Raw genomic sequence first — 25,904 nt, 5'->3', positions numbered from 1 at the left:
ATGAAAAGCGGTAGGGAATAATTAATTCTCTACCAATTAATAAATTTTTGGTATTTCAAATTTTGATGTCATATCATGAGGTTGTCTCTTGAGAAACAATAAAGACTTCTGCTGATGTATTCGGCCAAATAAATAAATTTTGCTTTTCAATATCTAAATCAATAGCAACTGCCTCTATTTGATTAGTCCATCCATCTTGGTCTTTGTATTGAACTAATGTAGTGAATCGTCCAATTTCTAAATGTGTTTCAGCAATTTTTAATTGCACTGGTGGGGTAAGTTGAATCGCTTCCCAAATACCAGTTTCTTTATCAATTTCCATGCCCGTAATGTGATATATTGTAACGCTTTTATTATTTAACTGATTCCACCATTGACTAATTGTTTTAACTTCAACGCTATTTCCTACTGTTTTGTCACAGTACCAACGAATAGCAGTTGAACTATCTTTGATTGCCTTTTTAACTTTGTCTTCCCAATTCTCATCATTTATATCTAAACTGATCATTCTTCCTTCAGACTTTGAACGATCAATATATACATGAAAAGCTGTAATATCTTCTCGATGGGTAAGAACATAGCGGCGTAATTCATTCAAGCTCATTGCTTGGTACTTAGTTGTTGTCATGGTTCAAAGCCTCCGGTTGGTTTAATCTCGAAGTCCATATCTTCTCCAGCCGCAAGTACATATAAATTGCCAGTACGTTCATCTACTCTAACAAGTTCGATGCTTTTGCATTGCCATCCAGGATAAATGACATTTGTGAGTCGATAACACAGTCTGTAGAGTCCCTGAGTTTGTTCGTTTGTAGGTTTCATCCGTACTTGACTTGGCAGGATATTATTATTGAGTATAAGAATACAATAGTGACTTTAAGTGTAAAATAGCTTACAGTAAGTCTTAATCATTGAATTTTAATGATTTTCAAGACGAAACACTTAATATCACTTGCGGAATTAGGTATTGATTTCCGTTGTTGATCCTGCGACGGTGTATTTCACGGTCAGCTTTACGAGGATTCCGTTCTTCTGAATTGACTCCTTTTCCTTATCCGAATAGGCGAGAATACACCCGCAAGTGATATTTTTTATAATTCTTCACTGTCAGAATGGGTATGGCATTATATTAAAGCTTAATCTCTGTATGACTGTTCTCTAAAAAATAGCTAATTAAGGATAAGTCAGTAGACAAGGTGAAAGACAGTTCTAAGTTAGTTCTCACAGACACGCCCGAATCTTTGCGAGAAAAATTTTACTCTCTAAAACAAGCATCTGATATAGCTGACCTTTTAGGAGTTTCCTATCCTCGTCTTGTTTATCATATATATGTTGTTGACCCTAACCAACGTTATACAACTTTTGAGATTGCAAAAAAGTCTGGTGGTGTTCGTCAAATATCAACTCCGATAACTGCACTAAAAATTATTCAAAGAAAACTTAATCAAGTTTTACAAGCAGTATATGAGATAAAGCCATCTGTTCATGGGTTTGTCATGGGAAAAAATATCGTAACTAATGCTCAAGCTCATGCTAAGAAACGCTACGTTTTCAACATTGACTTAAAAGATTTTTTTCCTTCCATCAATTTTGGTAGGGTGCGGGGTATGTTCATGGCTACCCCCTATGGATTACATCCAGAAGTTGCTACAGTTTTAGCGCAAATTTGTTGTCATAACAACCAGTTACCTCAAGGCGCGCCAACTTCACCGATAATCACTAACATGATTTGTGCCAAGATGGATAGTCAATTGCAGAGGTTGGCTAAAGAATGCAAAGCTACTTATACAAGATATGCGGATGATATTACTTTCTCGACAACCTTACCTAAGTTTCCTAGAGATTTGGCATATATAGTCAATGATGAAAATGAAGAAAAATTAAATGTTGGCGATACTTTAATACAAATTATTAGTGAAAATGGATTTGAGGTAAATGAGTCAAAAGTTAGATTACAAATAAAAGGGAATCATCAAGAAGTAACGGGATTAACAACAAATATTTTTCCAAATATTGACCGTAATTATATACGTCAAGTTCGTGCTATGCTTCACGCTTGGGCTAAATTTGGGCTTGAAGATGCTGAAAAAGAGTATCAAAGAAAACATGAATTTAGAAGTAGATTTAATCAGAAAGAACAACATAGTTTCAAGCAAATAATTCTAGGTAAAATAGAGTTCATTGGTATGGTAAAAGGAAAGAATGATACTATATATAAAAAATATATGCAGCAATATAAAATATTAGCAAGTTTATAGAAAAACACTTGGCAAAAAAGGTGAACATTAATAAATGGACACAAAAATCCAAAAAGTATTACAACAAATTAACTTGAATTTAAAAAGCATTTCTTCATATATAGAGAAATTATCCAGTGAAGATATTAAAATAGACGAAAATAAAATACATTTATTTGATTACTCAATTTATAAGTGGTTAAATAAATTAGAAAACCAGGAATTAAGAAAGAGACTTGAGGAATTCAATGAACAATCAGCTAATCATCTCATCAGTGATAACTTTGTAGAATTTTGTCGATATGTATACCTACAGATAGAAATTTTACTTGATAAATTTACAGATCACAATTCTCCTGAAAGAAAGCAAGATAGTAATTATAATAAAATAAATAAATTAAAAGATTTTTTTAAAGTTATAAGAGGGGGAGAACAAAATTTCAAATCTTATGAGGATAAAGAATATAAAATGATTACTCACATCATGAATATTAGAGATATCGCTAGTCATGCAGATAGTAATGGTAAATCGCTAACAGAAAGAGTTGAAGCTAAAGGTAAATCTATCAAAATAATCCTCCAAAATCTAAATAACAGTATTTCTCAGGAAGATATAAAAAATATATTCTTTGAATTTGTAATTAAGAAAAATTCAATGATAATTACTGTGAAAAAACCTGAAAAGGGATTGTCATATGCTTATATTCAGTTGTTTGATTTGAAATATGAATATTTAAATTATAATTCAATTCACAATTATATTGAGAGTAATTTAAATATATTAGGACACCGTTTAGGTAATAAGGTTAAAGTTTCTCTAAATAAAGAACAGCCTACTAATGAACTTAAAATATTTTATGAAAAAAAAGACTATCAACAAATAGAGCAAACGCTCAATTGGTTTATTCAGCAAATAGATAATTACTTGAAATGAAAATATCTAAAATCATATTCCGCTAATTTTATCAGAAATACTCCATGACCGCAGCAATAGCCATTGCAATATCTTGCATAAAAATAATTGCTGGCTTGTGTTTATCCTAGCTTACGAGACTATGCTATCAGATCGCTTCTCTGCGAGTATACCCATCGCTCCAGTTAAAATAATTCTTTAGCTAATAGTCTACCTTCAACTGGTTCATACTCATCTTCTAGTAACCATAATTTGGCAGCTTCATAATTATTACTAGAAAATACAACCTTATCACCCTGTTTAGGATCATAAATTTGACAGTTTTGCTTACTATCACAGAGTAATAAAAGAATGTATGGAGGCGACAACATTGGGTCAATCCATACTTCTGTAAAGTCCCAGTTATTCTTCACTAGGTCTGGTGCGGGGGATGACGTGGTATTGGTTGTCTGCATTGATTTTTATCTCCCCATAGTAAAGTGGAATACGGCTACCATCTGGACTGATTCTATAACCTATCCGTTCATTAAAAAACATTCCGTATCGCTCATAGCTGCGAATGATTCCAGTGAACTCTCCATTTTCTATTATGGCTTGAGCGACTCGGTTCATGGTAGTCTCATCGTCAAATACATGAGATGCTAGTCCTCGTTTAAGAAGTCTTTGCATTTGAGGCGTATCTGCTATGTGTTTGGCAACTTGTCTCACATCAAGAATAATTTGACGCTCGATTCCTTTCATTTTTGATATTTTTATGCTGGACATTAACAGCCTAGCGATAACCGACAACAAGACAAAAGCGGTAGAGAAATTTATCCTCTACCGCTTGCTAATTTTTATTTGAGAATCAAATCCCAAACTTTAACTATGACTCAACACCTTGGGGTAACAATTCCCGGCGCTGTTGAGAAGTAACTTGCACATTGCCGTTTTCATCAATATCAATGAGGGCGACATCGCCATCTTTGATACGACCTGACAGAATTTCTTCTGCTAGGCTATCTTCTAACAAGCGCATAATTGCCCGACGTAACGGTCTTGCACCGTAGCTGGGGCTGTAACCTTCTTCGATGAGGCGGCCTTTGAAGCGATCGCTTACTTCTAAAGTTATACCTTTTTCGGTGAGGCGACCAAACACTTCTTTGAGCATGATGTCCGCAATTTCGGTAACTTCGGCTTTGCTCAACTGACGGAAGACGATAATCTCATCTAGACGGTTGAGGAATTCAGGACGGAAGTATTGCTTCAGTTCTTCGTTCACCAAGGAGCGAATGCGGTTGTATTGTGTTTCGGTTTGATCTTCGGAGAACTCGAAGCCGATACCTCCACCACCTTTTTCAATTACCTTGGAACCGATGTTGGATGTCAAAATCAGCAAGGTGTTCTTGAAGTCAACGGTGCGTCCTTTGGCATCTGTTAACCGACCATCTTCTAAAATTTGCAGCAGCATATTGAAGACATCGGGGTGGGCTTTTTCGATTTCGTCGAACAGCACCACTGTGTAAGGACGACGGCGTACCGCTTCGGTTAATTGACCACCTTCGTTATAACCAACATAACCAGGAGGTGAACCAATCAACTTGCTGACGGTGTGGCGTTCCATGTACTCGGACATATCCAAGCGGATCATTGCTTCTTCGGAACCGAAGAAGTATGAAGCCAAGGATTTTGCCAACTCGGTTTTACCTACACCAGTAGGCCCGGAGAAGACAAAGCTAGCAATGGGTCGGTTGGGATTTTTCAAACCGACACGAGCGCGACGGATAGCCCGTGACACTGCTTTCACCGCATCTTCTTGTCCAATTAAGCGCTGGTGCAAGGTGTCTTCCATGTGCAGCAGCTTTTCGGATTCGGATTCGGTGAGCTTGTTGACGGGAACGCCTGTCCACGAAGCCACGATGTGAGCAATATCTTCTTCTGTCACTACAGGTTCTTGACCTTCGGTACCAGAAGCATTGGTCTTGCTTTGGGCGATCGCGCGGATTTCAGCTTTGATTTCCATTTCCCGATCGCGCAGTTCCCCAGCTCTATCAAAGTCTTGGGAACGGACTGCATCATCTTTTTCTTTTAAGATTTGGCGCAGTTCTTTATCTAACTCTTTGGCTGCGGGGGGCAGCTGAGAGTTCATCAACCGCACGCGCGAACCAGCTTCGTCAACCAAGTCGATGGCTTTGTCTGGCAGATAGCGATCGCTAATATAACGATCAGATAATTTTGCTGCCGCGACTAAAGCTTCATCGGAGATTTTCAGCTTGTGGTGTTGCTCGTAGCGATCGCGCAAACCATATAAAATTTCTATTGTTTCATCGACGGAGGGTTCACCGACCATCACTGGCTGGAAGCGGCGTTCTAGCGCTGCGTCCCGTTCGATGTGCTTGCGGTACTCGTCTAAGGTTGTTGCACCGATACATTGCAATTCGCCTCTTGCCAAGGCTGGCTTGAGGATATTTGCCGCATCAATTGCGCCTTCGGCAGCACCTGCACCGATGAGGGTGTGTACTTCGTCTATTACAAGTATTACATTACCCGCTTGACGAATCTCATCCATGATTTTCTTCAAGCGTTCTTCAAATTCACCCCGGTACTTGGTTCCCGCTACGAGTAAACCGATATCCAGTGTCACTACTCGCTTATCTTCAAGGATGTCGGGGACATCTTTGTTAGCGATGCGTGATGCTAGACCTTCGGCGATCGCGGTTTTACCAACCCCAGGTTCACCAATCAATACGGGGTTATTTTTTGTCCGGCGACCCAAAATCTGAATCACACGCTCGATTTCCTTGGCGCGTCCCACCACAGGATCAAGCTTGTTATCAGTTGCCATTTGGGTCAGGTTCGATCCGAATTCATCCAAAGTAGGTGTTTTGGTGCGTCCCGATTGCCCGGTCGCCGAAACCTCTGCTGTTTCTCCCAGCATTCGGATGACTTGGGTTCTAACTTTAGATAGATCCACCCCCAGGTTTTCTAGCACCCTGGCTGCCACACCTTCCCCTTCCCGGATCAGGCCCAACAGCAGATGCTCGGTGCCAATGTAGTTATGGCCTAATTGGCGCGCTTCTTCTAGGGATAGTTCCAGAACCCGCTTTGCCCGTGGCGTAAACGGAATTTCCACGGCCACAAAGCCTGAACCCCGGCCTATGATTTTTTCTACCTCAATGCGGGCATCTTTGAGATTGACACCCATCGATTTCAGCACCTTGGCCGCAACTCCCGTACCTTCCCCGATCAGACCCAAGAGGATCTGTTCGGTTCCGACGAAGTTGTGACCTAAACGGCGGGCCTCTTCTTGGGCCAGCATGATTACCTTAATGGCTTTTTCTGTGAAGCGTTCAAACATGGCATTTTTCCCATCACCTGCGTCGTGCCGGTACGCTGATTTTAGCACAGGCTAAGAGTTTGGATGTCTGTATCCAAAGATAATCAGCATCCAACAGCTATCACACAAGTTGACGGCTTGATTATTATTTGTTTATTACTGTCGCCCTGCCAACTTTACTGAGGAGTTTGAGTTTATCAGCATTTTTGGGCTTGAATAAAATACAAACGATTATTAAATTTGTGATTTCATTAAACGATCACAAATATTTATTATTAGCACAGATAGGCTACTCTAATCAAGAGTATCTCTAGTTAGATATGTTATTCAAAAGCAAGAATATTCTTTTATTAAATATTCTGATATATCGATTTCAGCAAAAATAGATATTTTCTCATTAACTTAGTTGTTTTCCATATCGACAACTAAGCCAAGGTATGTGTTGGGTGGGGAAGAAGCAGGGGAAGAAGAGAACTGTTGACTGTTGACTATTGACTAATGACTAATGACCAAGAATATTTTTGCAGGTCATCTTGAATAATGGTTTCCCAGTGCTGCAACTTTTCTTGAAACTGGGGATATTGTAAGTCTGGAAGCCAGAGTATGAGGGCATCTTCACCATTGTCTTGATAATAAGCACGCCGTCGCCCTGCTGTTTGGAACCCAAACTTTTGGTATAAAGATATTGCGGCTAGGTTCGAGGCTCGGACTTCGAGGGTAGCTCGTTCTAAGCCGCGATCGCACGCTGTTCTCAACAGAAAATATAATAAAGCCTGCCCTAAACCTTGACGGTGATATTGGGGATGAACAGCCAAAATTGTAATGTGGGCTTCTCCGACAATTGACCAAAAACACCCCATACCCAAAAGTTTGATAGGGGAAGTGGGGGAAAATAGACCGAGTAGATCACTGTTGGGACTATCCAACTCTCTTTGGTAGCCCTCCATAGTCCAAAGTCCACCAAAACAGGCTTGATCTAGTTCGAGGATTGCACTTAAATCCTTTGAGGTGAGTGATTGAAGTTTTAATTTTGATGAGATCACTTTTATTTGGATAAGATTACAAACCCTTTGTAAACTGGGATCGGGACAGTTAATTCACGCCCGTAATTTGAACAAGGACAATTTATATAGTTATGGTATCGACTCACCCGGCTGGGGTTCAAGATGCTGGTACTCAGTATCTACCTCAAAGGCGCAACACAAATACAAATATTTCTCCCAACCAGGAACTTTTACCTCTAACTGCTAAAGCTAACAGTCAAGGAAACCTGGAAATCGGTGGGTGTGATGTCACAACTCTGGTTGAGCAGTTTGGTTCACCTCTATATATATTAGATGAAGAAACCCTGCGGACAGCTTGTCAGCAATACCGGGATGGTTTCCAAAAATATTATCCTGGAGAATCTCAGGTATTGTATGCCTCTAAAGCATGGAATTGTTTAGCTGTTTGTGCGATCGCAGGCTCAGAAGGTTTAGGAATTGACGTAGTTTCTGGAGGCGAACTCTACACTGCCCTAGCTGCTGGTGTGAGTCCTGCGAAAATTTACCTCCACGGGAATAATAAATCTCGTGAGGAACTGATCTTAGCAATTGAATCTGCTGTAACAATTGTTGCAGATAATTGGTACGAATTGCGTACATTGGCAAGTTTAACCCACACAGATAAGCCAGTTCGGATCATGCTACGGCTGACCCCAGGTATAGAATGCCATACCCACGAATACATTCGCACAGGACACCTGGATAGTAAATTTGGTTTTGACCCCAACGACTTGGCTGAGGTTTTTGAATTTGTCAGCCAGCAACCGAGTCTCAACTGCGTAGGATTACACGCTCATATTGGTTCGCAAATTTTTGAGCGCCAACCTCATCGGGATTTAGCGGCTGTCATGGTGCAGTGGTTGCGGGATGCCAATAAATATGGTTTGAATATCACCGAATTAAATGTTGGTGGCGGGTTGGGAATTAAATATGTAGAATCAGACGATCCACCAAGCATTGATGAATGGGTAAAGGCGATTTGCGAAGTTGTGCAAGCAGCTTGTGCAGCCGAAAACTTGCCTTTACCAAAGCTATTATCTGAACCAGGGCGATCGCTCATTGCTACCAGTTGCGTCACCGCATACACTGTTGGCTCATCTAAAACAATACCGGAAATCCGTACCTACATTTCCATCGACGGGGGTATGTCCGATAATCCACGCCCAATTACTTACCAGTCAGTTTATCGGGCAGTAATTGCCAATAAATTATCTGCTTCCCATACAGAAACAGTTACTATTGCGGGTAAGCATTGCGAATCAGGGGATATTCTGATTAAAAATGCCCAACTACCCAAAACTGAACCAGGGGATATTCTGGTAGTTATGGCAACTGGTGCGTACAATTACAGTATGGCCTCTAACTATAATCGCCTACCCCGACCGGCAGCAGTTGTAGTGGCAAACGGCGAAGCAAACTTAATTTTGCAACGCGAAACTTATCAAGACTTAATTCGACAAGATTGTTTACCAGAAAGACTTAAATAGTCAGTGGTCACTAGTCAGTAGTCAGTAGTTAAAAAAGACTGACTACTGGCAACTGACCCTCCGGGTTTGCCAGTTACTCATGGGGGAAACCCCCAAGACCGTACTGGCTCACCACTGACAACTAACAAATGACTATTAGAATCCAGATGTCATGAGAGATTTAGGGAAGCAATGGCTGACAAACCTGGGATGGTCACAGTCCTTGCTACTTGGGACTCTGGATATTGTATTGGTGCTGGTGTTGACCTACATGATACTAGTGATCATTAGTGAGCGCCGGACATTGTGGATGGTGCGAGGATTTATTGTATTGATGCTGGCTTCAGCACTCAGTGGTAGATTTGGTCTACCACTGTTAAATTTTGTGCTGGAAAAATTAGTGATTGGCTGTGCTGTAGCAATGGCTGTTGCTCTCCAGTCAGAATTTCGGCGATTTTTAGAACAACTAGGGCGTGGTGAATTCCGACAATTATTGCAACCAGCCAATCTAACCATTCCCAAGTCTGATAGTGTAATTGATGAAATCGTGGAAGCGGTAAAGGAACTCTCGAAAAATCGAATTGGCGCTTTGCTAATTTTGGAAACCACTGGCCCCATCGACGAACGAGATTTTTCTGTGCCTGGAGTCAAACTCAATGCGGACGTTTCCAAGGAACTGATACAGACAATTTTTCAGCCAAAAACCCTATTACATGATGGAGCAACATTAATTCGTGGCTCAAGGATCGTATCTTCGGGTATAATTTTACCGCTTTCGGGACGCACAGCCTCACGCCAGTTGGGAACACGCCATCGGGCAGCAATGGGGATTACTGAGCGGGTCGAAAACTGTATCTGTGTAGTTGTATCAGAAGAGACGGGTTCTATTTCCTTAGCGGAAAGGGGAACTCTAAATAGACCCCTGACAATTAGGAAGCTCAAAGAGTCATTAGAGGCTCGATTGTCCCCGATAGTAGATCGGGAAGCCGTTGCTCCTGGCTTGTTCAGTTTGGGTCGTCAGATAGGTGAAAAGACACTAGCACTGGTTTCACGTTTACCCGGTTTACCACGTCTTAGACGTGCAACGCGTAGTTTACTTCCCCGTAGGGATAAGACCGCTTCTCAAGATAAAAAATGACAATACAACAAACTGAACTGCAAGAATTGCCCCTGGATTTGAAACGAGAACTACTGCCCAAACACGTTGCAGTAATTATGGATGGCAATGGTCGATGGGCTAAACGTCAAGGTCTACCCCGAATTATGGGTCATAAGCGAGGAGTAGATGCCCTTAAGGATTTGCTCCGTTGCTGTAGAGACTGGGGGATTCAGGCGCTGACTGCTTATGCTTTTTCCACAGAAAATTGGAAAAGACCACAGGAAGAAGTAGAGTTTCTGATGACTCTGTTTCAGAGAGTTTTACGTCAAGAACTGCGGGAAATGGTCGAGGAGAACGTGCAGATTCAGTTTGTGGGAAATTTAACAGCTCTGCCGCGATCGCTGCAAGCAGAAATTTCCCGTTCTATGGAAGCAACTAAAAATAATCGCGGTATTCGGTTTTCTGTCGCCACCAATTATGGAGGACGACAGGAGATTTTACAAGCTTGCCAGGCGATCGCTCAAAAAGTCCAGCAAGGTCTGCTACAACCAGATGAAATCGATGAAGAAGTATTTGAACGCCACTTATACACAGCTGGAATTTCCGACCCAGACTTATTAATTCGCACCAGTGGCGAAATGCGCCTCTCAAATTTCTTACTATGGCAAATGGCTTATGGGGAAATTTATATTACTGATACTCTCTGGCCAGATTTTGACCGTACAGAGTTTCACCGGGCTTTATGTGCATATCAGCAAAGAGAACGGCGATTTGGGAAAGTTTAGGGATTGGGGATTGGGAATTGGGAATTGGGGACTGGGGATTGGGGACTGGGGATTTGTCCCTCCACTTCCCCTGCTTCCCCTGCTTCCTCTACTCCCCCTGCTTCCCCATCTCTCTTTTACGGGCCAGAAAATACGGCTTGTTCAATATCTTCTCGACTGAGGGAATATTTAAACGCGCGTTGAATATCTTGGCCATTTTCCCCAGCTTGGACGTAGCGGACTACAATTTGCTCAACATCAAGCCAAAGTTCAGCTTGCCAACTGGGACGCTGTACACGCCAGCAGTGTAATTGTGTGTCATCTTGTTGACAACCTTGGTCTTTTAACCATTGTTCAATTTGTGGTAGAGGATGGCTGTATAAGGGAGTGTTAGCAGGGATAAGAGACATAATTATTCAAAATTCCAAATTCACAATAAACTACAAATTTGTGACAAATAAGTAATTGATTGTTGTAGTGTAGCTGTTGATTGTTGTAGGGGTGTTGGGAAAAGTGCATCACCACGAATAAAGGCGATGGTAATTGCTAGCAGTAGACACCCGACTAACGTTAGACCCAAAATAAATAAAGCAAAGATTTCGCCGGAAGATAGGGGGCGATCGCTTGCATCCAGGTAAGCTGATTTTGAGTAATCGTAAGTATAAGAGGCAGGACGATTCAAATCTGACGGTGCTTGAATTACCCCAAAACGAGAATAGCCTATTTTTAAGTCGTAATTTAAACGCCTATCTGGGTTACTCAGAGTGGCGTAGGCTTCATTAATTTGCTGAAATTGTCTAGTAGCAAGAGCAGCAGGCAGTTCTGTAGTATCAGGATGATAACGCTTGCTCAGTTCCCGATAAGCGCGGCGGATATCGATTACCGATGCTGAGGGATGCAGTCCTAGCAGAGAATAATATGTAGGCTCACTGCTTTTTGGCATTGCACCGTTCTGATTCACGGCTGTTTGATTCACTTTGCAATCAAGTTTTTTCTAATATTCTAAACCTACCATTAGCAATAAATGTCAAACTTCCATGTCTGAATGTCTCTATAGTGAAAGCTTCAAGCAGGGAGCTTCTTTAAGTTACGATAAATTTCATTGCTTGAGTGCATTCACCACCTAATGACTAAAGCCGCAGACATCAGCACCAAAAAATTAATCAGCCTAGCACCTAACAACTGGGTAAGATGGGTGACACAGCTTTCTGATGTTGTCGCTGGAGAAATTCTCAGTTCTGATTTTCAATGGATTAGCCGAGAAAGTGATGTTTTAATTCGTGTCACCAGTCCTGAATACGGTGAATTTTTAGTCCTCAACGAATTACAGTTACGCTATCAGCCCCAAATGCCAAGACGGATGAGGGCTTATGCGGCACTGGCAGAAGAAAAATATAATTTACCCACATACCCCGTTTTAATCAATATTCTCAAAACTAGTAACGAAGAAGTACCCACAAGCTTTACATCAAATCTTGCAGGATTACGGGCTATACAAGATTATCGAGTCATTAATCTTTGGGAAGTTGATGTGAATATTGCTTTCCAACAACCCTTACCTTCCCTACTTCCCTTTGTACCCCTTCTTAAAGGTGGTGAGAATGAGTTAATCATTCGAGAAGCGTTGCAAATGCTGCGTGCGGACGAACAACTCAATCAGTTAGAAACAGTCCTAGCTTTTTTTGCTACGTTTGTGTTAGAGAGTGCCTTAGTTCAAGAAATTATGAGGTGGGATATGGCTGTTTTACGTGAATCGCCTTGGTATCAAGAAATTTTGCGAGAAGGTGAAATACGTGGTGAAGCACGCGGTGAAGCACGCGGTGAAGCACGCGGTGAAGCACGCGGTAAACTGCTGGGATTGATGTCCGGTATTGAAACTAATTTAGAAGTAAAGTTTGGCAAAGAGGGTTTAGAGTTATTGCCACAAATTAGTCAAGTTAAAGATTTAGCCACCTTAAAGGAAATTGTACGCAAAATTGTTGCCGCCAAAACAATTGAAGAATTGCGGCAGATGCTGTAGTGTTATTGCTTACACATATTAAATTAAATCAGCGCGGGGTTTAAATGTTTCAATTTGCCGGAGTTTTTCGTAAAGTTCTTTTTCTTCTTGACTGATAGTTTTTGGGGTAAGTATTTGAATTTCTACTAATTGATCACCGCGTTTACCGTTGTCGCTGGGGTAGCCTTTATTGGCTAGACGGAATCTTTGACCAGACCTGACTCCTGGGGGAATGGTCATTTTCACAGGGCCATCTAGAGTTGGGGCTTCTACCTGTCCTCCCAAGACGGCTTCACTGGGAGTAACTGGTACTTGGCAGAATATATTAGTACCTTCCAGTTTAAATAAGGGGTGGGGTTCGACTGTAATTTTTAGATAGAGGTCGCCGCCACTTATGCCTTGATTACGTAGGCGGATGGTTTGACCTGTTACCATCCCTGGGGGCATTGTCACTTCTAGCGATCGCCCATCCTCTAAACGAATGCGTTCATTACCCCCAGAATAAGCTTTTTCAAACGGTAAGGTCAATCTTGCTTCAATATCACGACGGGCTGGACGGGAGGGATTTTTGGGAACTGTATATTCAACTCGGCTTTTTGGTGAACGAAACGGATCGGTTGTCGTGTTAGTACTTGCACCATTTTTGCTGTCTCTACGACTGCCAACACCGATAACTTGATTGAGAAAGTCTTCAAAGTTGGTAAACTGGCTGGGATCTACATTTTCATTACCGTTGCGTTCTCCATTACGACTATCTCCCCAAGCTTTTGATTTAGGAGTTTGTTTAGGAAAGCCTTTCTGTTTCCAATAACGGCTAAACTGGTCATATTGTGCGCGTTTAGTCGCATCGGAAAGCATTTCATAAGCTTCGCCGATGATTTTAAACTTTTCCTCTGCGTCTTTATTCCCCGGATTGAGATCAGGGTGATACTGTCTTGCTAACCGTCGATAATTCTTTTTAATATCTTCATTAGTAGCATCTTTCGTTACTCCCAAAATCTCGTAATAATCACGAAAATTCTGCAAATTCTGCATATTCATTTATTTAACTTTTAAATTTTAGATTCTAGATAATTGTTACTAATTACCAATTACCGATTATCAATTACCAAATCCGCATTCAGGCAGAAGAGGAGATGGGAATCAATTCCTTAATTTTGTTGGCGTAGCCTTCTCTAGGAGACGCTACGCGATACCATAGGCTATTTTGAATTGATTCCTCTTTATTCCTCATCTATAGCCAATCATCATCATCGTCCCAATTATCTTGATAGCTGGGGCGGGGTGATTTACGAGGAGGGCGGTTGCTGTCATAGGAAGGACGGCTGTCTCGTCCGTAATCTCTGCCATAGTCTCTGCCATAATCTCTGTTATTGTAAGAATCGCGTTCTCGATAGCTATCTCTGGGAAGGTCGCGTTCCTTGTCTTTATCGCCCACAAAGATGTCTTTGATCGTGGCAAATAAATCGTCGTCTTCGTCTTCAGCATAATACTGACGAACTTCTCGATTTAGCTCATATAGAGCATCTTGCAGATCGGCGTAGGCTTGGTCAATCCCGCGATCGTCATTTTCTTTGAGACTTTCCTTTAATTCCCGGCTAATATTATCGATGCGTTGGCGACGGTTACGGGCAAACTGCATCCCAAATTCTAAAGCAACTTCTCTGAGTTGGCGCTCTCCTTGGAGGATTAAGGCTTCAGAACGGGTACGTTTTTCTACCCTCTCTTTGCGTTCCCGGTCAACGTCGGCATATTTTTGGGCTTCCTGAATCATCCGGTTAACTTCTGATTCACTTAAGGTAGAAGCACCTTGAATGGTGATACTCTGTTCTCTGCCAGTGGTTCTGTCTAAAGCTGTTACCTGTAAAATCCCGTTGGCATCGATATCAAATGCTACCTGAATTTGAGGAATGCCTCGTGGTGCAGGGGGAATGCCGTAGAGTTTGAAACGTCCTAGAGATTTGTTATCACCTGCCATTTCCCGTTCACCTTGGACTACGTGAATTTCTACGGAGTTTTGGTTATTTTCGGAAGTGGAGAAAATATCAGAACGGCGGACGGGGATAGTTGTATTGCGGGGGATGAGTTTTTTCATCACACCACCGATCGCTTCCAATCCCAAAGATAAGGGTGTAACATCTAGCAGCAGCACATCTTTGAATTCTCCTGCCAGAATCCCCGCTTGAATGGCTGCACCCATCGCCACCACTTCATCAGGGTTGACATTTTCGCTGGGTTCAATGCCAATTAAATCCCGCACCAGTTGTTTTACCATTGGCATTCTTGTGGAACCGCCAACTAGTACGACTTCTTCAATATCATCAGGTCTGAGTCCGGCATCTTTTAGCGCCCGTTTTACAGGGTTGCGGACACGTCCTAATAAGTCAACACATAAACCTTCAAATTGGGAACGTGTCAGCCTGGTTTCCAAATGTTTGGGGCCGTCTTCTGTGGCGGTAATGAAGGGTAAGTTAATATCAGTGATGCTGACAGCCGAGAGTTCGATTTTAGCTTTTTCTGCGGCTTCCATCAAACGTTGCAAAGCTTGGCGATCGCGTCTTAAGTCTACACCTTCTGTTTCTAAAAATTGCTCTGCCAACCAATCCACAATCTTTTTATCAAAGTCATTCCCACCTAGTTGGGTATCTCCACTGGTGGCTTTGACTTCAAATACTCCATCCCCGACTTCCAAAATCGATACGTCAAATGTCCCGCCACCCAAGTCAAAAACTAAGATGGTTTCCGTATCACCTCTGTCTAACCCATAAGCTAAGGATGCAGCCGTTGGTTCGTTGAGAATCCGCAACACTTCTAAACCGGCTATCCTACCAGCATCGCGGGTTGCTTGTCTTTGGGAGTCGTTAAAATAAGCTGGTACTGTAATGACTGCGCCTGTAACGGCTGATCCTAAATAAGCACTAGCATCATCTGCCAACTTTTTCAGCACCATTGCCGAAATTTCTTCGGCTGCAAATTCTTTATTCAGACGAGGACAGGCAACTTTAATATTGCCAACATCATCTTTGCGAATTGTATAAGGTACACGCTTCGATTCTGGGCTAAGTTCGTTATACCTGCGCCCGATATAGCGTTTTACGGCGAAAAATGTATTTTGAGGGTTGAGGACTGTTTGTCGCCGTGCCATTTGCCCAACAACCCTTTCACCATCTTTGCTGAAGCCAACGACCGAGGGGGTTGTTCGCATTCCTTCTGCATTGGCAATCACCACCGGCTTGCCACCCTCCATCACGGCGACTACTGAGTTGGTTGTACCCAAGTCGATGCCGACTACCTTGCCCATGCCTTACTCTTCTCCTACTGTGTCTTACTATATATATTATGATTGGGCAGAACTACCTCTAGCTTTGTGCTACAGGGTAAACTTGCCTCAATGTTATAACAGTCATCATTAAGGCAAAAAATGGAAGAATTATAGCTTGAGGATTTAGTTGCAAGACTAGGATAACATTGACGATGCTTAGTATGTTCTAGCCGTTGTAAATGTTGTAGCCTCATCTGTGAACTTCATTACATCTTCAAGTTGGGAAATCCACCCTTATCTTAATTGCTATGTGTGTCATTTGTTTTTGAATCAGTTTCAATAAACTAACCCAAGAGTATGCTGACTTAGTATATGAAAGTCACAGACTACTGACCACTGACCACTGACAAAATCGATTTTAAAGACTTGAATTTAAAAGCCAGATTACACAATCATTTAATACAGGTAGCACGAGAACGTGATCCTTATCTAGCGACGGCTGGACATTTCTTTGTCCAAGAATACATTCGCCAAGAATTTGCCCAATGGGGAAGTGTGGAAATCCACACCTTTCAAGTAGGTAATAAATCTTTTAATAATCTCATCCTCAATTTGCCGTCCCAATCTATAGGGAAGAAACAGGAACTACCACCTATTTTAATTGGCGCACACTATGATGGTGTCCCAGGAACGTCAGGAGCTGATGATAATGCTACAGGTGTAGTAGTTTTATTAGAATTGGCGAGAAAGTTTGCGGCTGCACCAGCTAAATATCCTCTGCGGCTGGTAGCCTTTGATATGGAAGAATATGGCTTGCTAGGTAGTACTGATTATGCAGGCTTGTTACGTCAACAACAGCAGCCGTTACGCTTGATGATGTCTTTAGAAATGCTGGGATATCGGGACTCTACGCCCGGTTCGCAGAGATATCCTGCACCATTAGAAAAATTTTACCCGGATACGGGTGATTTTATTGCTTTAATTGGCAATTTACGCACTATTCCCGACTTAATTGGCATGAGTCGCAATATTCGTCAAGCTGGTATATCTAGTCAGTGGCTACCAGTACCCAAGAGAGGTTTGATTGTTCCCCAAACTAGATTAAGCGATCATGCACCATTTTGGGACGCAGGTTATCCAGCAATTATGGTCACAGATACAGCCTTTTTACGGAATCCTCACTATCATAAGCCCAGTGATGCGATCGCTACTCTCGATTTAGATTTTCTCACAGGTGTGTGCGAAGGCTTAGAAATCAGTATCCGACGGCTGTGAACAAAGTTACTTGAATCCAAATTTCAGCCATCCCAATAATTTCCCAACCGTCAATTTTAAATCCAGAAAATCTGGCACAGGTAAAATCTCATCAAATTGCCGTTTGATTTCTGGTAATTGATTAGGTAAAAAGCAAATAACCGCTTTCTCTGCTGGATCAATTAACGATCCTAAACTAGTTTGATGGCGTAAGCAAAAAAGTATATTGTCTGTGATTCGTGTTTGCGATTGATCAGGTGAGAGAATTTCAATTGTCCAATCGGGAGGAATTTCAAAAGCATTAGCTACCTCGCCATCTGCATCAAAAGGGATTTTCTCCCAACGAAATACAGCAATATCGGGAACAATTGAACGTCCAGAAAATGTACACCTCAATTCTGGAAAAGCGTAAGCGGTTTTGCTGGGAAAGCCTACCTCATTGATACCATCTGCAAGTCGAATTTGTAGAGTACTATGCTTTCCTTGGGGCATGGGTTTTTGGTATATATAACCATCAATAAACTCATTAGAGGGTTTTGTCTCTGGCAGTATTAAAAATTCAGCTAAACTCAAAGGCTTACTGGCTGTTTGCATAAGTTTTGCTTTGCAAATTTTTTATATTATGACATTTGAAGTTTCACCCAGATCATGAGAACGCGCGTTGGGAGATAAACTAGTTAAATCATCAATATTCCGCTTCATTGTGTTACATATAGCATCTAATGGTAAATCGTTAGGATCATAACCAAAAGGATTTTCAATCTCTAAGCCAATCGCTTCAATACCAAATAAAGTGAAACTCACTAACCCCACAACTAAACCTGTCCACCAACCCAAACTTTCTACCATTTGAAAAGGTAAAAGAAAACAATACAGTAATAATAATTGCTTGAGATGTATAGAATAAGCTAAAGGCATCGGTGTTCTGAGAATGCGTTCACAAGACCCTAAATTATCAACCAAATTGTTTAATAATTCTTGCATAGATGTTAATTGATAACTATTTAAGCACTTGCGAGTATATTGCTGTTGTAAATAATCTCCAATCCAGAAGGCTACTTCTAACGGCGGATTATTCATACTTTTCAGTTTAAAATATCGAGAAGTTGATATTAAATCTTCAAGTTCACTATTTATCAGTTCTCCACGTAAATGCAATTTAGTAGCTACAGCAAAAGCTACTAGTAAGTTTAAAACGGATATTTTAGCTTCTCTATCCTTGGGTGATATTTCATCAACTGATACCCAAATTTGTCTAGCCAAATTACGCGTATTGTTGACTATAGAACCCCAGGCTTTCCTACCTTCCCAAAAACGTTCATAAGCAGTATTTGTCCGAAAAACTAGTAACAAACCTAGAACAATACTAGGGATAACACTACCTAAAATTGGTTGAGATACAGGAATTTCTATTTGATATAGTAAAGTAACTAATACCCCAAATAAGGCGCAGCAAATAACGCGTGTGTAAATTGCGCTAATAACAGAGCCTTTAAGTTGAAAGGCTATTTGAAACCAGCGTTTTCTCTCAACAGTCATCTTATTAACCTAAAAAATACTGGGCGAACTCATTCAGTAAGTATCTGAATAATTTAAAAATCATAACTCCAGAAGTAGCACAATTGGCATTGCGGAATTTACTGTCAAGGCTGACCCAGAAAGATTGTCTGTTGAGACTGGGTGGAATGGCACTAATATATAGCTGGGGACTGAGGACTGGGGACTGAGGACTGGGGATTGGGGACTGGGGACTGGGTGAAAAGTTTTTTTGTGTCTAGGTTGTATCATCTATTGATGTCCTAACACTACTGGCGACGGCTATAACTGCGAAGTTTTAGTGTGGTCGGCTTTTGGATATAAGGATATAAGGGTGTACTTATAGGGCGGAGAGTGTCAACTAGTGTAAATAAAAAAGACAGGCGATCGCCTGTCTTAAAAGTATTGATTTATCAGAGAATTTAGAAATTCATTTCCGCAGCTTGGACTTTTTCCACCTGCTTCTTCTTCAGAACTAGCATGACTTGAGCTAACATCACCAGAGCAACGAAAGCAATCAACCAGCCAACTCTATTAGCATCTTGGAGAACGATTTCTGCGTCTAATTGACCGAAACCACCAACGTTAGGGTTATTGGTCAAAGCGTCGCCTGCTTTGACAGCTTGTCCTTCAGAAACAATCAGTTCTGGGCCTGCGGGGATAGTGTCGCTGACAACTTCTCCAGACTCAGTTTTGATGTCTACTAAATATTTAACGCTACCATCTTCGCCTTCTTGTTTAGCAATCTTGCTAATTGTCCCAGTAGCAGCAGCGCTATAAAGGTTATTGTTGCTCTTTTCGCCTGTGGGATAAACTTGTCCGCGTCCCCGGTTGCCACCAACATGAACTGAATATTTACCGAAGTGAATGTTCTTGTCGTTGGCGGGGTTGGGAGAAAGAACGGGGAAGACGATTTCCTGATACTGTTCACCGGGTAAAGGCCCGACGATGACGATGTTGTCTTTATCTTCGCCGTAGGGTTGGAAGTAAACATCGCCGATTTCTTCTTTCAGTTCTTCGGAAATGCGGTCTTCAGGAGCAATCTTGAAGCCTTCGGGTAACATCAGTACAGCACCGACGTTTAAGCCGACCTTAGAGCCATCAGCACCAACTTGTTGCACGCTGGTGTCGTAAGGAATTTTGACAACGGCTTTAAACACGGTGTCGGGTAGTACGGATTGAGGAACTTCTACTTCTGTAGGCTTCGCTGCTAGGTGACAGTTAGCGCAAACAATTCTACCTGTCGGTTCGCGGGGGGTTTCTGGGTAAGTTTGCTGCGCCCAGAAAGGATATGCAGCAGCTGATTGGGGAAGGGCTAAGTCGCTGGTGAAGAAAAATGTCACGCTGGCGATCGCTATGAACAATGTTTTTACCATTGCTCTAGCAGTGCGAGTTAACCTCGCTCTTGTACAAGCATTTCTCATCTCTATAGGGGCAACGATTGAATTTTAGTCAAGAGTCAATAGTCAGTGGTCAGTGGTCAGTGGTCAGTGGCAAATTCACAACTAACAACTGACTCCTGACGCAGAACAAAATCATTAAGACCACCAGGGTTCTTCACCGGTGCGGAAGTCGGTCTCAGTCCAAGGAGTTAAAACGATTTTGTCGTTTTCGGTTTTAGCGTGACTCAAAGCCAGAGACTTTGGTGCTGGGCCGCGAACAACCTTACCAGTTGCATCGTATTGAGAACCGTGGCAAGGACATTTAAATTTGTTTTCTGCCGCGTTCCAGGGAACGACACAACCCAAGTGGGTGCAGACGGCGTTGATGCCGTAATCTGTGATGGCTTCTTTGCTTTCTACCACGATATAGGTGGGGTCGCCCTTAAGTCCTTGAACTAGAGTGCGATCGCCTACATTATGGCTTTCTAAAAATTTGCTGACGCTAACATCGTTGCCCAGCTCGTCTTTTGCTGTTGTACCGCCACCAGCGCCACCAGCAGCAGGTGGAATAAAGTAATTGACAACGGGATACAATGCACCCAGAGCCACACCAGTAACGGTTCCAAAAGTTAGCAGGTTCATGAACTGACGTCGCCCCATATCGGGAACGTCTACTGATTCAGAAAATTGAGCCATAATCTACGCGCTCTTCGTGTATTTTGTTAAGCATTCGACAAGAGCGCTAAATGCTTGAGCAACTCCTGTCTGGTTGAAATGCTAACGTTTGTAACGATGCTGTTATTCTTTGTTTCAAGATATATCTCGCATCCTTTCTGTTAGCATTACATTTCTTTATATCCTTATCATACTTGAGTTACGGAACTTAACGTCATAACTAAATGTAAAATCTAGTTGAGAAAAACTATGACAGGACAGGAATTACGCCAACTATTGCTGGATAAATGGGGCTACTCTTATGATGTCCAGTTTCGCCGGACACAAGGCAAGATATTTTTACAAGTAATGTGGAAATACGCAGAGCAAGCTTCTTTCCCGATGAGTGAAACCGAATATCAAGAGCATCTTGATAGTGTCGCCAATTATCTTCATGCTTTAGGCGGTGCAGTCCAAGTCAAAACATTTATCACACAAACTAAAGAGCGCCCTCGACTCGGTAAAGCTGTAAGCATACCTCTAGATTTGGGTGAACGTGCTTCTGAATGGATTATCTGAATATTGGGAGTAGAAATTGGTGATTATTAAGGAGTCTTAAAATAATTTTTTATAATTTCGGCTACAGGCTATAAAACTCTTTTACCTAAAGAGAAACCTATATCTGGCTGAATTAAAGCAACTTCATCATCGTCTAAAACTACACCTAACACCAGAAATTCAGACATAAAATCAGCTATCTGACAGGGAGGAAAATTAGTCACAGCCAATATTAATCTATTGATAATATAGCTAGCTGTTGACTGTTAACGGTCAACAGTCAACAGCCATCTATCAAAAAATCTTCTTAGCTTCAGTTTTCTTCAAAGTACTGAACTGAAGATATTAAAACCTGATATGTCCTGACTCCTGAATTTCCACATCACAGGTTTTTATTTACCTGTGAGCTTTACTACACCAATACCACCAAAGTAAAGGGCAAGTACTGCGCCGGCTAACAGACTTTGAGTTAGGGGGTCAGTAGAAGGTGTAAGTACAGCGCCTAAAACTACGGCTGCCATAATTACAAATCGCCAGCCAGAAATCATTCTTTGGGACGAAACAATACCTAAATTAGCTAGTAAAAGTTGAATTATCGGCACTTGGAAAGCTAACCCAGTACTAAATAAAAGCAATAGTACAAATTCAAAATATTTGTCGATAGACCACAGTTGTTCGACTACATCCGCGCCGTAACTGATGAAAAAATTCAAAGCGGCAGGAATCAAAAGTAAATAAGCAAAGACTAAACCCGTGGCAAACAGCACACTTGACCCTAAAACTATAGGCCCAAGTAGACCACGTTCGCGCCGAGTCAATCCAGGGAGAACAAACAAAATAATTTGGTAAAGAATGAAAGGACTTGAAAGTAGCAAGCCGGTATAGCCTGCAACTTTGATAGAAACAAAGAAATATTCTCCGGGGGCTAACTGGAGAAATTTAACGCCTTGGGCCGGGACTTCTAGTAACTGAACAATTGGCTTGACAGCAAAGAAGCAGCCGACGACACCCACTGCTACGGCAATCAGTGAATAAAAGATGCGCTGTCTTAATTCTTCTAGGTGGTCGAATAGAGACATTTCGACTTCACCGGGCAACTCATCGAGAGAATCAATATCTGAGTTGCCGTATCCTTCTGTATCAATCTCAGGAGTGGTTATTGTATCTACTTCTTGTGAGGGGGTCATGGCTCAGGTGGTAGGCAACATTTGCTAACTATTGTATCTGGGGAAGCAGCTACCACGATAGGAGAAACCTATTCAAAGCTGAAATTTACAAATTGGGCGAGGATGAACAGAAAAATATGTCAGACTATAGGAATATGGGGAAGTAATCCATTCTTAACTCTGCACTGGGAAAAAATACTTGCTCCGTAAGTTTAGCTTGCAACTGCTACGACAAAAGCAGGAAGAATTAATTTTTTCATCACGTCTGGGCGAACAGTAGCATTAGGTACTCATTACAAGCTCTTGTTGCTATTTTCGCCGAGCTTCCATAGTAGATGATTGAAAATTTTTGCTGAGGTTGGGATGAATAGGCGGATTTACATGAGCCTCATGGCATTACCTATGTGTTTTTCTAATGCCGGGGTGAATCTTGTTAGTGGTAATAATGTTTCCAGTTTCATAACTCAGATGTTGAGTACAACTGCTTTGATGACTGATAGCAGAAGTACTCAATCACAGATAGTTCTCTGGCAAATATCAGCTAGAGATGAGCAGACAGGAGAGTGCTTGCGTCAGCGTAAATGTAAGGATTGAAAGAAAACTATTCTATAAAAAACTGCAATCAACGATTTATTTTACTATTCCCCCGATTTATGTGTTATTATAGGAGGCTGTTGGCTATTTGACTGGTTAATTGAGTACTCCCCTACACCACTGGTAGGCAAAATATCCATCACTGGATAAAGGACAAATCGAATTTATACCCAGTTTGGTACTTTATAAGGCTTAAAATCAGGCTGACAAAGTGCAATCAAATAGACAAGTAGATATAACACCTGCTTTTAGGTGACAAAGTAACTGGGTATAGAAGATTACTGTGTTAGTGTCAAAGTCCTATAACATATTTTTGCCACTCTTGATGCAATCCATTTTTGAGATGCTTGCTGACCTCAAAATAAAGACTGCTGTAGGGTTGACGAGGAAGATGGCGCAAAGGCATACGCGCCTCTTGGGGTGTGCGACTGCCTTTCTTGACATTGCAACGCACGCAAGCCGTTACAATATTTTCCCAGCTATCACCGCCGCCGCGCGATCGCGGATTTACATGATCCAATGTCAGTTCGTCCCCGGTATAGCCACAGTACTGGCAAGTATGTCCGTCACGATGCAATATATTGCGACGGGTCAGAGGAATTTCCTTGTATGGAACGCGGACGTAATGACGCAACCGGATTACAGTTGGTAACGGAAAGTCTGAGTAAAGAAAACTACCGTTATGTTCAACGCGTTCTGCTTTGCCTTTGATTAACAGAACTACAGCACGTCGCCAGCTCGTTATGTTGAGCGGTTCGTAAGAGGCGTTTAGGACTAAAACCTTACCCATTGATCAGCGCTCAAGGTATTAGTTTTACATATATTAACACGATTTTCCTCTCCTTGGGAGAGGAGGTTAAAGTATACTTCTGCAAGAATTGAGTAATTGCTCCTGTCGGTTATTAATGATGGCTCGAAACCCTGATTAATAGCCTATTACTTCAGTTAAAAACAGAATTTAAGCTCTTCTTCGTGCTAGTGATTAGTAGCAAAAAGAACCTGTTAATTTTAATTAAGAGGTGGAAGTAAAACCCTTTAGGTTCAAGTCTCTCACCCTCTGCCTGATCAACATTCGAGCGAGAAAATTTCAAAATTTTCCTCAAGTATGTTGTATCTGTTGCGAAATGCGAGTTAAACTTCCTGATTAACTCTGATGTGGCTATAAGACCAATTCGTGATAGTCTGCGGCGAGGCTAACGCCAACGCAATTCGGAAGAAATACGCAGTTAAAAAAGCAGTGGTGTGATAAGGGGGAGTAAAATGTTAAGTCGCCAACAAGCCTCAAGTATGGCTTCTCATCAACAGTGTGATACCTATGCTTGGTTTTCACAACGCGCTTGGGTAGAAATTGACCTAGAGGCGTTGTCGCACAATGTCCAGCAACTAAAGCAGTTTTTATCACCACGGACTCAGTTAATGGCGGTAGTCAAAGCAGATGCTTATGGTCATGGTGCTGTAACGGTAGCGCAGACGGCATTACAAGCAGGTGCTAGTTGCTTGGGTGTCGCCACTGTTCCGGAGGGGATTCAACTGCGAGAGGCGGGTATTCAAGCGCCCATTTTGATTTTAGGGGCTACCCATACACCAGAACAAATTCAGGCGATCGCTCAATGGCAACTACAACCAACTATTGGTAGTCCTAAACAAGCTTTAATATTTTCCAATACCTTGGAAACCGTCCAGCATGATTCCCCCATACCTGTACATATTAAGTTAGATACAGGGATGTCTAGACTTGGAACTAACTGGCAACAAGCAGGGGAGTTTGTACAGTTAGTAGAGCGTTTACCCCATCTAGATATTGCTAGCGTTTACTCCCACCTAGCAACAGCAGATAGTCCAGATCCGGGGATTATGGAAGAACAGTATAGAAGATTTGAGGAGGCGATCGCTCAAATCAAAACCTTGGGTATTAAAATTCCCTGCCTGCATTTAGCAAACTCGGCTGCAACCTTGGCAGATCCAAGATTACACTACGATATGGTACGGGTAGGTTTAGCTGTGTATGGACTCTATCCAGCCCCTCATTTACAGAAGAAAATCAGCCTAAAACCAGTCATCCAAGTCCAAGCGCGAGTTACCCACGTCAAAACAATTGCTGCGGGTACTGGTGTAAGTTACGGACACCAATTTATCGCCCCCCATGAAATGCGTCTTGCCGTTGTCGGTATTGGTTACGCTGATGGAGTACCGCGTAATCTATCCAACAAAATGCAGGTTTTAATTCGTGGTCAGCGATTACCACAAATCGGTGCTATCACGATGGATCAGTTGATGATAGATGTTAGTGCTTTACCAGACCTACAAGAAGGGGAAATTGTCACCTTACTTGGGAAACAAGGAAAAGAAAAAATCACAGCCGATGATTGGGCAGAACAGTTAAATACTATTTCCTGGGAAATTCTCTGTGGATTTAAACACCGCTTACCTCGCGTAGGAGTAATGTGATTGTTACGAATTTTTAAATAATACCTATAACCTATTGCCTATTCCCTTACATAACGTGCTATGCTAGTATAGTTGCATAAGCGGATGTGGCGGAATTGGCAGACGCGCTAGATTTAGGTTCTAGTTCCGAGAGGAGTGAAGGTTCAAGTCCTTTCATCCGCACTATAGATTCATAGAATAATAAAAGGGGTTTCAGATAAATACCAGTCTGGAAGC

Annotated in this window: 26 protein-coding genes, 1 tRNA gene and 1 pseudogene; 11 read left to right on the top strand and 17 right to left on the bottom strand. The window is 41.8% G+C overall.

From position 1 onward, the window contains the following. Positions 1–73 precede the first annotated feature (73 nt). On the bottom strand, positions 74–628 hold the full coding sequence (locus H6G14_RS33475; protein WP_242053328.1) for a DUF6887 family protein: 555 nt from the start codon (positions 626–628) through the stop codon (positions 74–76). Continuing rightward, positions 625–819 (bottom strand): DUF6888 family protein, encoded by a 195-nt coding sequence (locus H6G14_RS02835; protein ID WP_015136493.1) that lies wholly within the window; start codon positions 817–819, stop codon positions 625–627. Before H6G14_RS02835 ends, H6G14_RS33475 begins: the two co-directional genes overlap by 4 nt. Before the next feature lie 374 nt (positions 820–1,193). Between H6G14_RS02835 and H6G14_RS02830 the strand changes: the two genes are divergently transcribed. Together H6G14_RS02830 and H6G14_RS02825 are read left to right on the top strand one after the other, a co-directional pair. Beyond that, positions 1,194–2,255, top strand: coding sequence for a reverse transcriptase domain-containing protein (locus H6G14_RS02830; protein WP_190565637.1), 1,062 nt, complete (start codon positions 1,194–1,196; stop codon positions 2,253–2,255). Between the two features lie 34 nt (positions 2,256–2,289). Then, complete coding sequence (locus H6G14_RS02825; protein ID WP_190565636.1) at positions 2,290–3,168, top strand: hypothetical protein; 879 nt, start codon at positions 2,290–2,292, stop codon at positions 3,166–3,168. Positions 3,169–3,332: 164 nt separating this feature from the next. On the opposite strand, the gene H6G14_RS02820 is transcribed toward H6G14_RS02825, so the two are convergent. The 4 genes from H6G14_RS02820 to rimI form a co-directional block, all read right to left on the bottom strand. Beyond that, the gene (locus tag H6G14_RS02820) at positions 3,333–3,602 is read right to left on the bottom strand and encodes a hypothetical protein (RefSeq protein WP_190565635.1); all 270 of its coding nucleotides are present in this window, start codon (positions 3,600–3,602) and stop codon (positions 3,333–3,335) included. Continuing rightward, complete coding sequence (locus tag H6G14_RS02815) at positions 3,550–3,888, bottom strand: DUF6972 family protein (RefSeq protein WP_190565634.1); 339 nt, start codon at positions 3,886–3,888, stop codon at positions 3,550–3,552. Before H6G14_RS02815 ends, H6G14_RS02820 begins: the two co-directional genes overlap by 53 nt. A gap of 124 nt (positions 3,889–4,012) precedes the next feature. After that, complete coding sequence (locus H6G14_RS02810; protein WP_190565633.1) at positions 4,013–6,484, bottom strand: ATP-dependent Clp protease ATP-binding subunit; 2,472 nt, start codon at positions 6,482–6,484, stop codon at positions 4,013–4,015. Between the two features lie 467 nt (positions 6,485–6,951). Beyond that, on the bottom strand, positions 6,952–7,506 hold the full coding sequence (rimI, locus tag H6G14_RS02805; protein ID WP_190565632.1) for a ribosomal protein S18-alanine N-acetyltransferase: 555 nt from the start codon (positions 7,504–7,506) through the stop codon (positions 6,952–6,954). Positions 7,507–7,598: 92 nt separating this feature from the next. On the opposite strand from rimI, the gene lysA reads away from it, so the two are divergent. From lysA to H6G14_RS02790, 3 genes are all read left to right on the top strand, one after another. Then, a complete protein-coding gene (gene lysA / locus H6G14_RS02800; RefSeq protein ID WP_190565631.1) occupies positions 7,599–8,993 on the top strand; it encodes a diaminopimelate decarboxylase in 1,395 nt (464 codons plus the stop codon). Between the two features lie 151 nt (positions 8,994–9,144). Beyond that, positions 9,145–10,110, top strand: a complete 966-nt coding sequence (cdaA, locus tag H6G14_RS02795) for a diadenylate cyclase CdaA (RefSeq protein WP_190565630.1) — start codon at positions 9,145–9,147, stop codon at positions 10,108–10,110. Continuing rightward, positions 10,107–10,856: an isoprenyl transferase gene (locus H6G14_RS02790; RefSeq protein WP_190565629.1), complete on the top strand. Its 750-nt coding sequence runs from the start codon at positions 10,107–10,109 to the stop codon at positions 10,854–10,856. Before cdaA ends, H6G14_RS02790 begins: the two co-directional genes overlap by 4 nt. Before the next feature lie 116 nt (positions 10,857–10,972). Here H6G14_RS02790 and H6G14_RS02785 read toward each other — a convergent pair whose 3' ends face one another. Then, positions 10,973–11,245 (bottom strand): DUF3143 domain-containing protein, encoded by a 273-nt coding sequence (locus H6G14_RS02785; protein WP_190565628.1) that lies wholly within the window; start codon positions 11,243–11,245, stop codon positions 10,973–10,975. 20 nt (positions 11,246–11,265) lie between these two features. After that, positions 11,266–11,778 (bottom strand): J domain-containing protein, encoded by a 513-nt coding sequence (locus H6G14_RS02780; protein WP_190565627.1) that lies wholly within the window; start codon positions 11,776–11,778, stop codon positions 11,266–11,268. 183 nt (positions 11,779–11,961) lie between these two features. On the opposite strand from H6G14_RS02780, the gene H6G14_RS02775 reads away from it, so the two are divergent. After that, the gene (locus H6G14_RS02775) at positions 11,962–12,855 is read left to right on the top strand and encodes an Rpn family recombination-promoting nuclease/putative transposase (protein ID WP_190565626.1); all 894 of its coding nucleotides are present in this window, start codon (positions 11,962–11,964) and stop codon (positions 12,853–12,855) included. A gap of 18 nt (positions 12,856–12,873) precedes the next feature. On the opposite strand, the gene H6G14_RS02770 is transcribed toward H6G14_RS02775, so the two are convergent. Together H6G14_RS02770 and dnaK are read right to left on the bottom strand one after the other, a co-directional pair. Further along, a complete protein-coding gene (locus H6G14_RS02770) occupies positions 12,874–13,869 on the bottom strand; it encodes a DnaJ C-terminal domain-containing protein (protein WP_190449581.1) in 996 nt (331 codons plus the stop codon). A gap of 199 nt (positions 13,870–14,068) precedes the next feature. Then, positions 14,069–16,135 (bottom strand): molecular chaperone DnaK, encoded by a 2,067-nt coding sequence (gene dnaK, locus H6G14_RS02765; RefSeq protein ID WP_190565625.1) that lies wholly within the window; start codon positions 16,133–16,135, stop codon positions 14,069–14,071. Between the two features lie 387 nt (positions 16,136–16,522). Here dnaK and H6G14_RS02760 point away from each other — a divergent pair, with 387 nt between their 5' ends. Next, the gene (locus tag H6G14_RS02760; protein WP_190565624.1) at positions 16,523–17,371 is read left to right on the top strand and encodes a M28 family peptidase; all 849 of its coding nucleotides are present in this window, start codon (positions 16,523–16,525) and stop codon (positions 17,369–17,371) included. A gap of 6 nt (positions 17,372–17,377) precedes the next feature. On the opposite strand, the gene H6G14_RS02755 is transcribed toward H6G14_RS02760, so the two are convergent. The 4 genes from H6G14_RS02755 to petC all read right to left on the bottom strand — a co-directional run bounded on the left by H6G14_RS02755 (position 17,378) and on the right by petC (position 20,964). Continuing rightward, entirely contained in the window at positions 17,378–17,944 is a 567-nt protein-coding gene (locus H6G14_RS02755) for a Uma2 family endonuclease (RefSeq protein WP_190565623.1), read from the bottom strand. A gap of 21 nt (positions 17,945–17,965) precedes the next feature. Continuing rightward, positions 17,966–18,889, bottom strand: coding sequence for a bestrophin family protein (locus tag H6G14_RS02750; protein ID WP_190565622.1), 924 nt, complete (start codon positions 18,887–18,889; stop codon positions 17,966–17,968). Positions 18,890–19,308: 419 nt separating this feature from the next. Next, a complete protein-coding gene (petA, locus tag H6G14_RS02745; protein WP_190565621.1) occupies positions 19,309–20,310 on the bottom strand; it encodes a cytochrome f in 1,002 nt (333 codons plus the stop codon). Between the two features lie 114 nt (positions 20,311–20,424). After that, entirely contained in the window at positions 20,425–20,964 is a 540-nt protein-coding gene (gene petC, locus H6G14_RS02740) for a cytochrome b6-f complex iron-sulfur subunit (protein WP_190565620.1), read from the bottom strand. A gap of 228 nt (positions 20,965–21,192) precedes the next feature. Here petC and H6G14_RS02735 point away from each other — a divergent pair, with 228 nt between their 5' ends. Further along, positions 21,193–21,501 (top strand): DUF3067 family protein, encoded by a 309-nt coding sequence (locus tag H6G14_RS02735; RefSeq protein WP_190565619.1) that lies wholly within the window; start codon positions 21,193–21,195, stop codon positions 21,499–21,501. Positions 21,502–21,569: 68 nt separating this feature from the next. Here the strand turns inward: H6G14_RS02735 and H6G14_RS02730 are convergent. Together H6G14_RS02730 and tatC are read right to left on the bottom strand one after the other, a co-directional pair. After that, a pseudogene (locus tag H6G14_RS02730) lies at positions 21,570–21,728 on the bottom strand (tRNA-binding protein); the annotation flags it as partial. Between the two features lie 144 nt (positions 21,729–21,872). Further along, positions 21,873–22,667, bottom strand: a complete 795-nt coding sequence (tatC, locus tag H6G14_RS02725) for a twin-arginine translocase subunit TatC (protein ID WP_190565618.1) — start codon at positions 22,665–22,667, stop codon at positions 21,873–21,875. Between the two features lie 342 nt (positions 22,668–23,009). On the opposite strand from tatC, the gene H6G14_RS02720 reads away from it, so the two are divergent. Next, positions 23,010–23,240 (top strand): hypothetical protein, encoded by a 231-nt coding sequence (locus H6G14_RS02720; RefSeq protein WP_190565617.1) that lies wholly within the window; start codon positions 23,010–23,012, stop codon positions 23,238–23,240. A 292-nt stretch (positions 23,241–23,532) separates the two neighbouring features. On the opposite strand, the gene H6G14_RS02715 is transcribed toward H6G14_RS02720, so the two are convergent. Then, a complete protein-coding gene (locus H6G14_RS02715) occupies positions 23,533–24,030 on the bottom strand; it encodes an HNH endonuclease (protein WP_011317273.1) in 498 nt (165 codons plus the stop codon). Between the two features lie 470 nt (positions 24,031–24,500). Here H6G14_RS02715 and alr point away from each other — a divergent pair, with 470 nt between their 5' ends. Both alr and H6G14_RS02705 read left to right on the top strand, forming a co-directional pair. After that, a complete protein-coding gene (gene alr, locus H6G14_RS02710) occupies positions 24,501–25,688 on the top strand; it encodes an alanine racemase (RefSeq protein ID WP_190565616.1) in 1,188 nt (395 codons plus the stop codon). A gap of 80 nt (positions 25,689–25,768) precedes the next feature. Then, positions 25,769–25,850, top strand: a tRNA-Leu gene (locus H6G14_RS02705). Positions 25,851–25,904 lie beyond the last annotated feature (54 nt).

The organism is Nostoc parmelioides FACHB-3921 (assembly GCF_014696625.1).
GTDB classification, from domain to species: Bacteria; Cyanobacteriota; Cyanobacteriia; order Cyanobacteriales; family Nostocaceae; genus Trichormus; species Trichormus parmelioides.
This window is presented reverse-complemented; position numbering and strand designations above follow the sequence as displayed.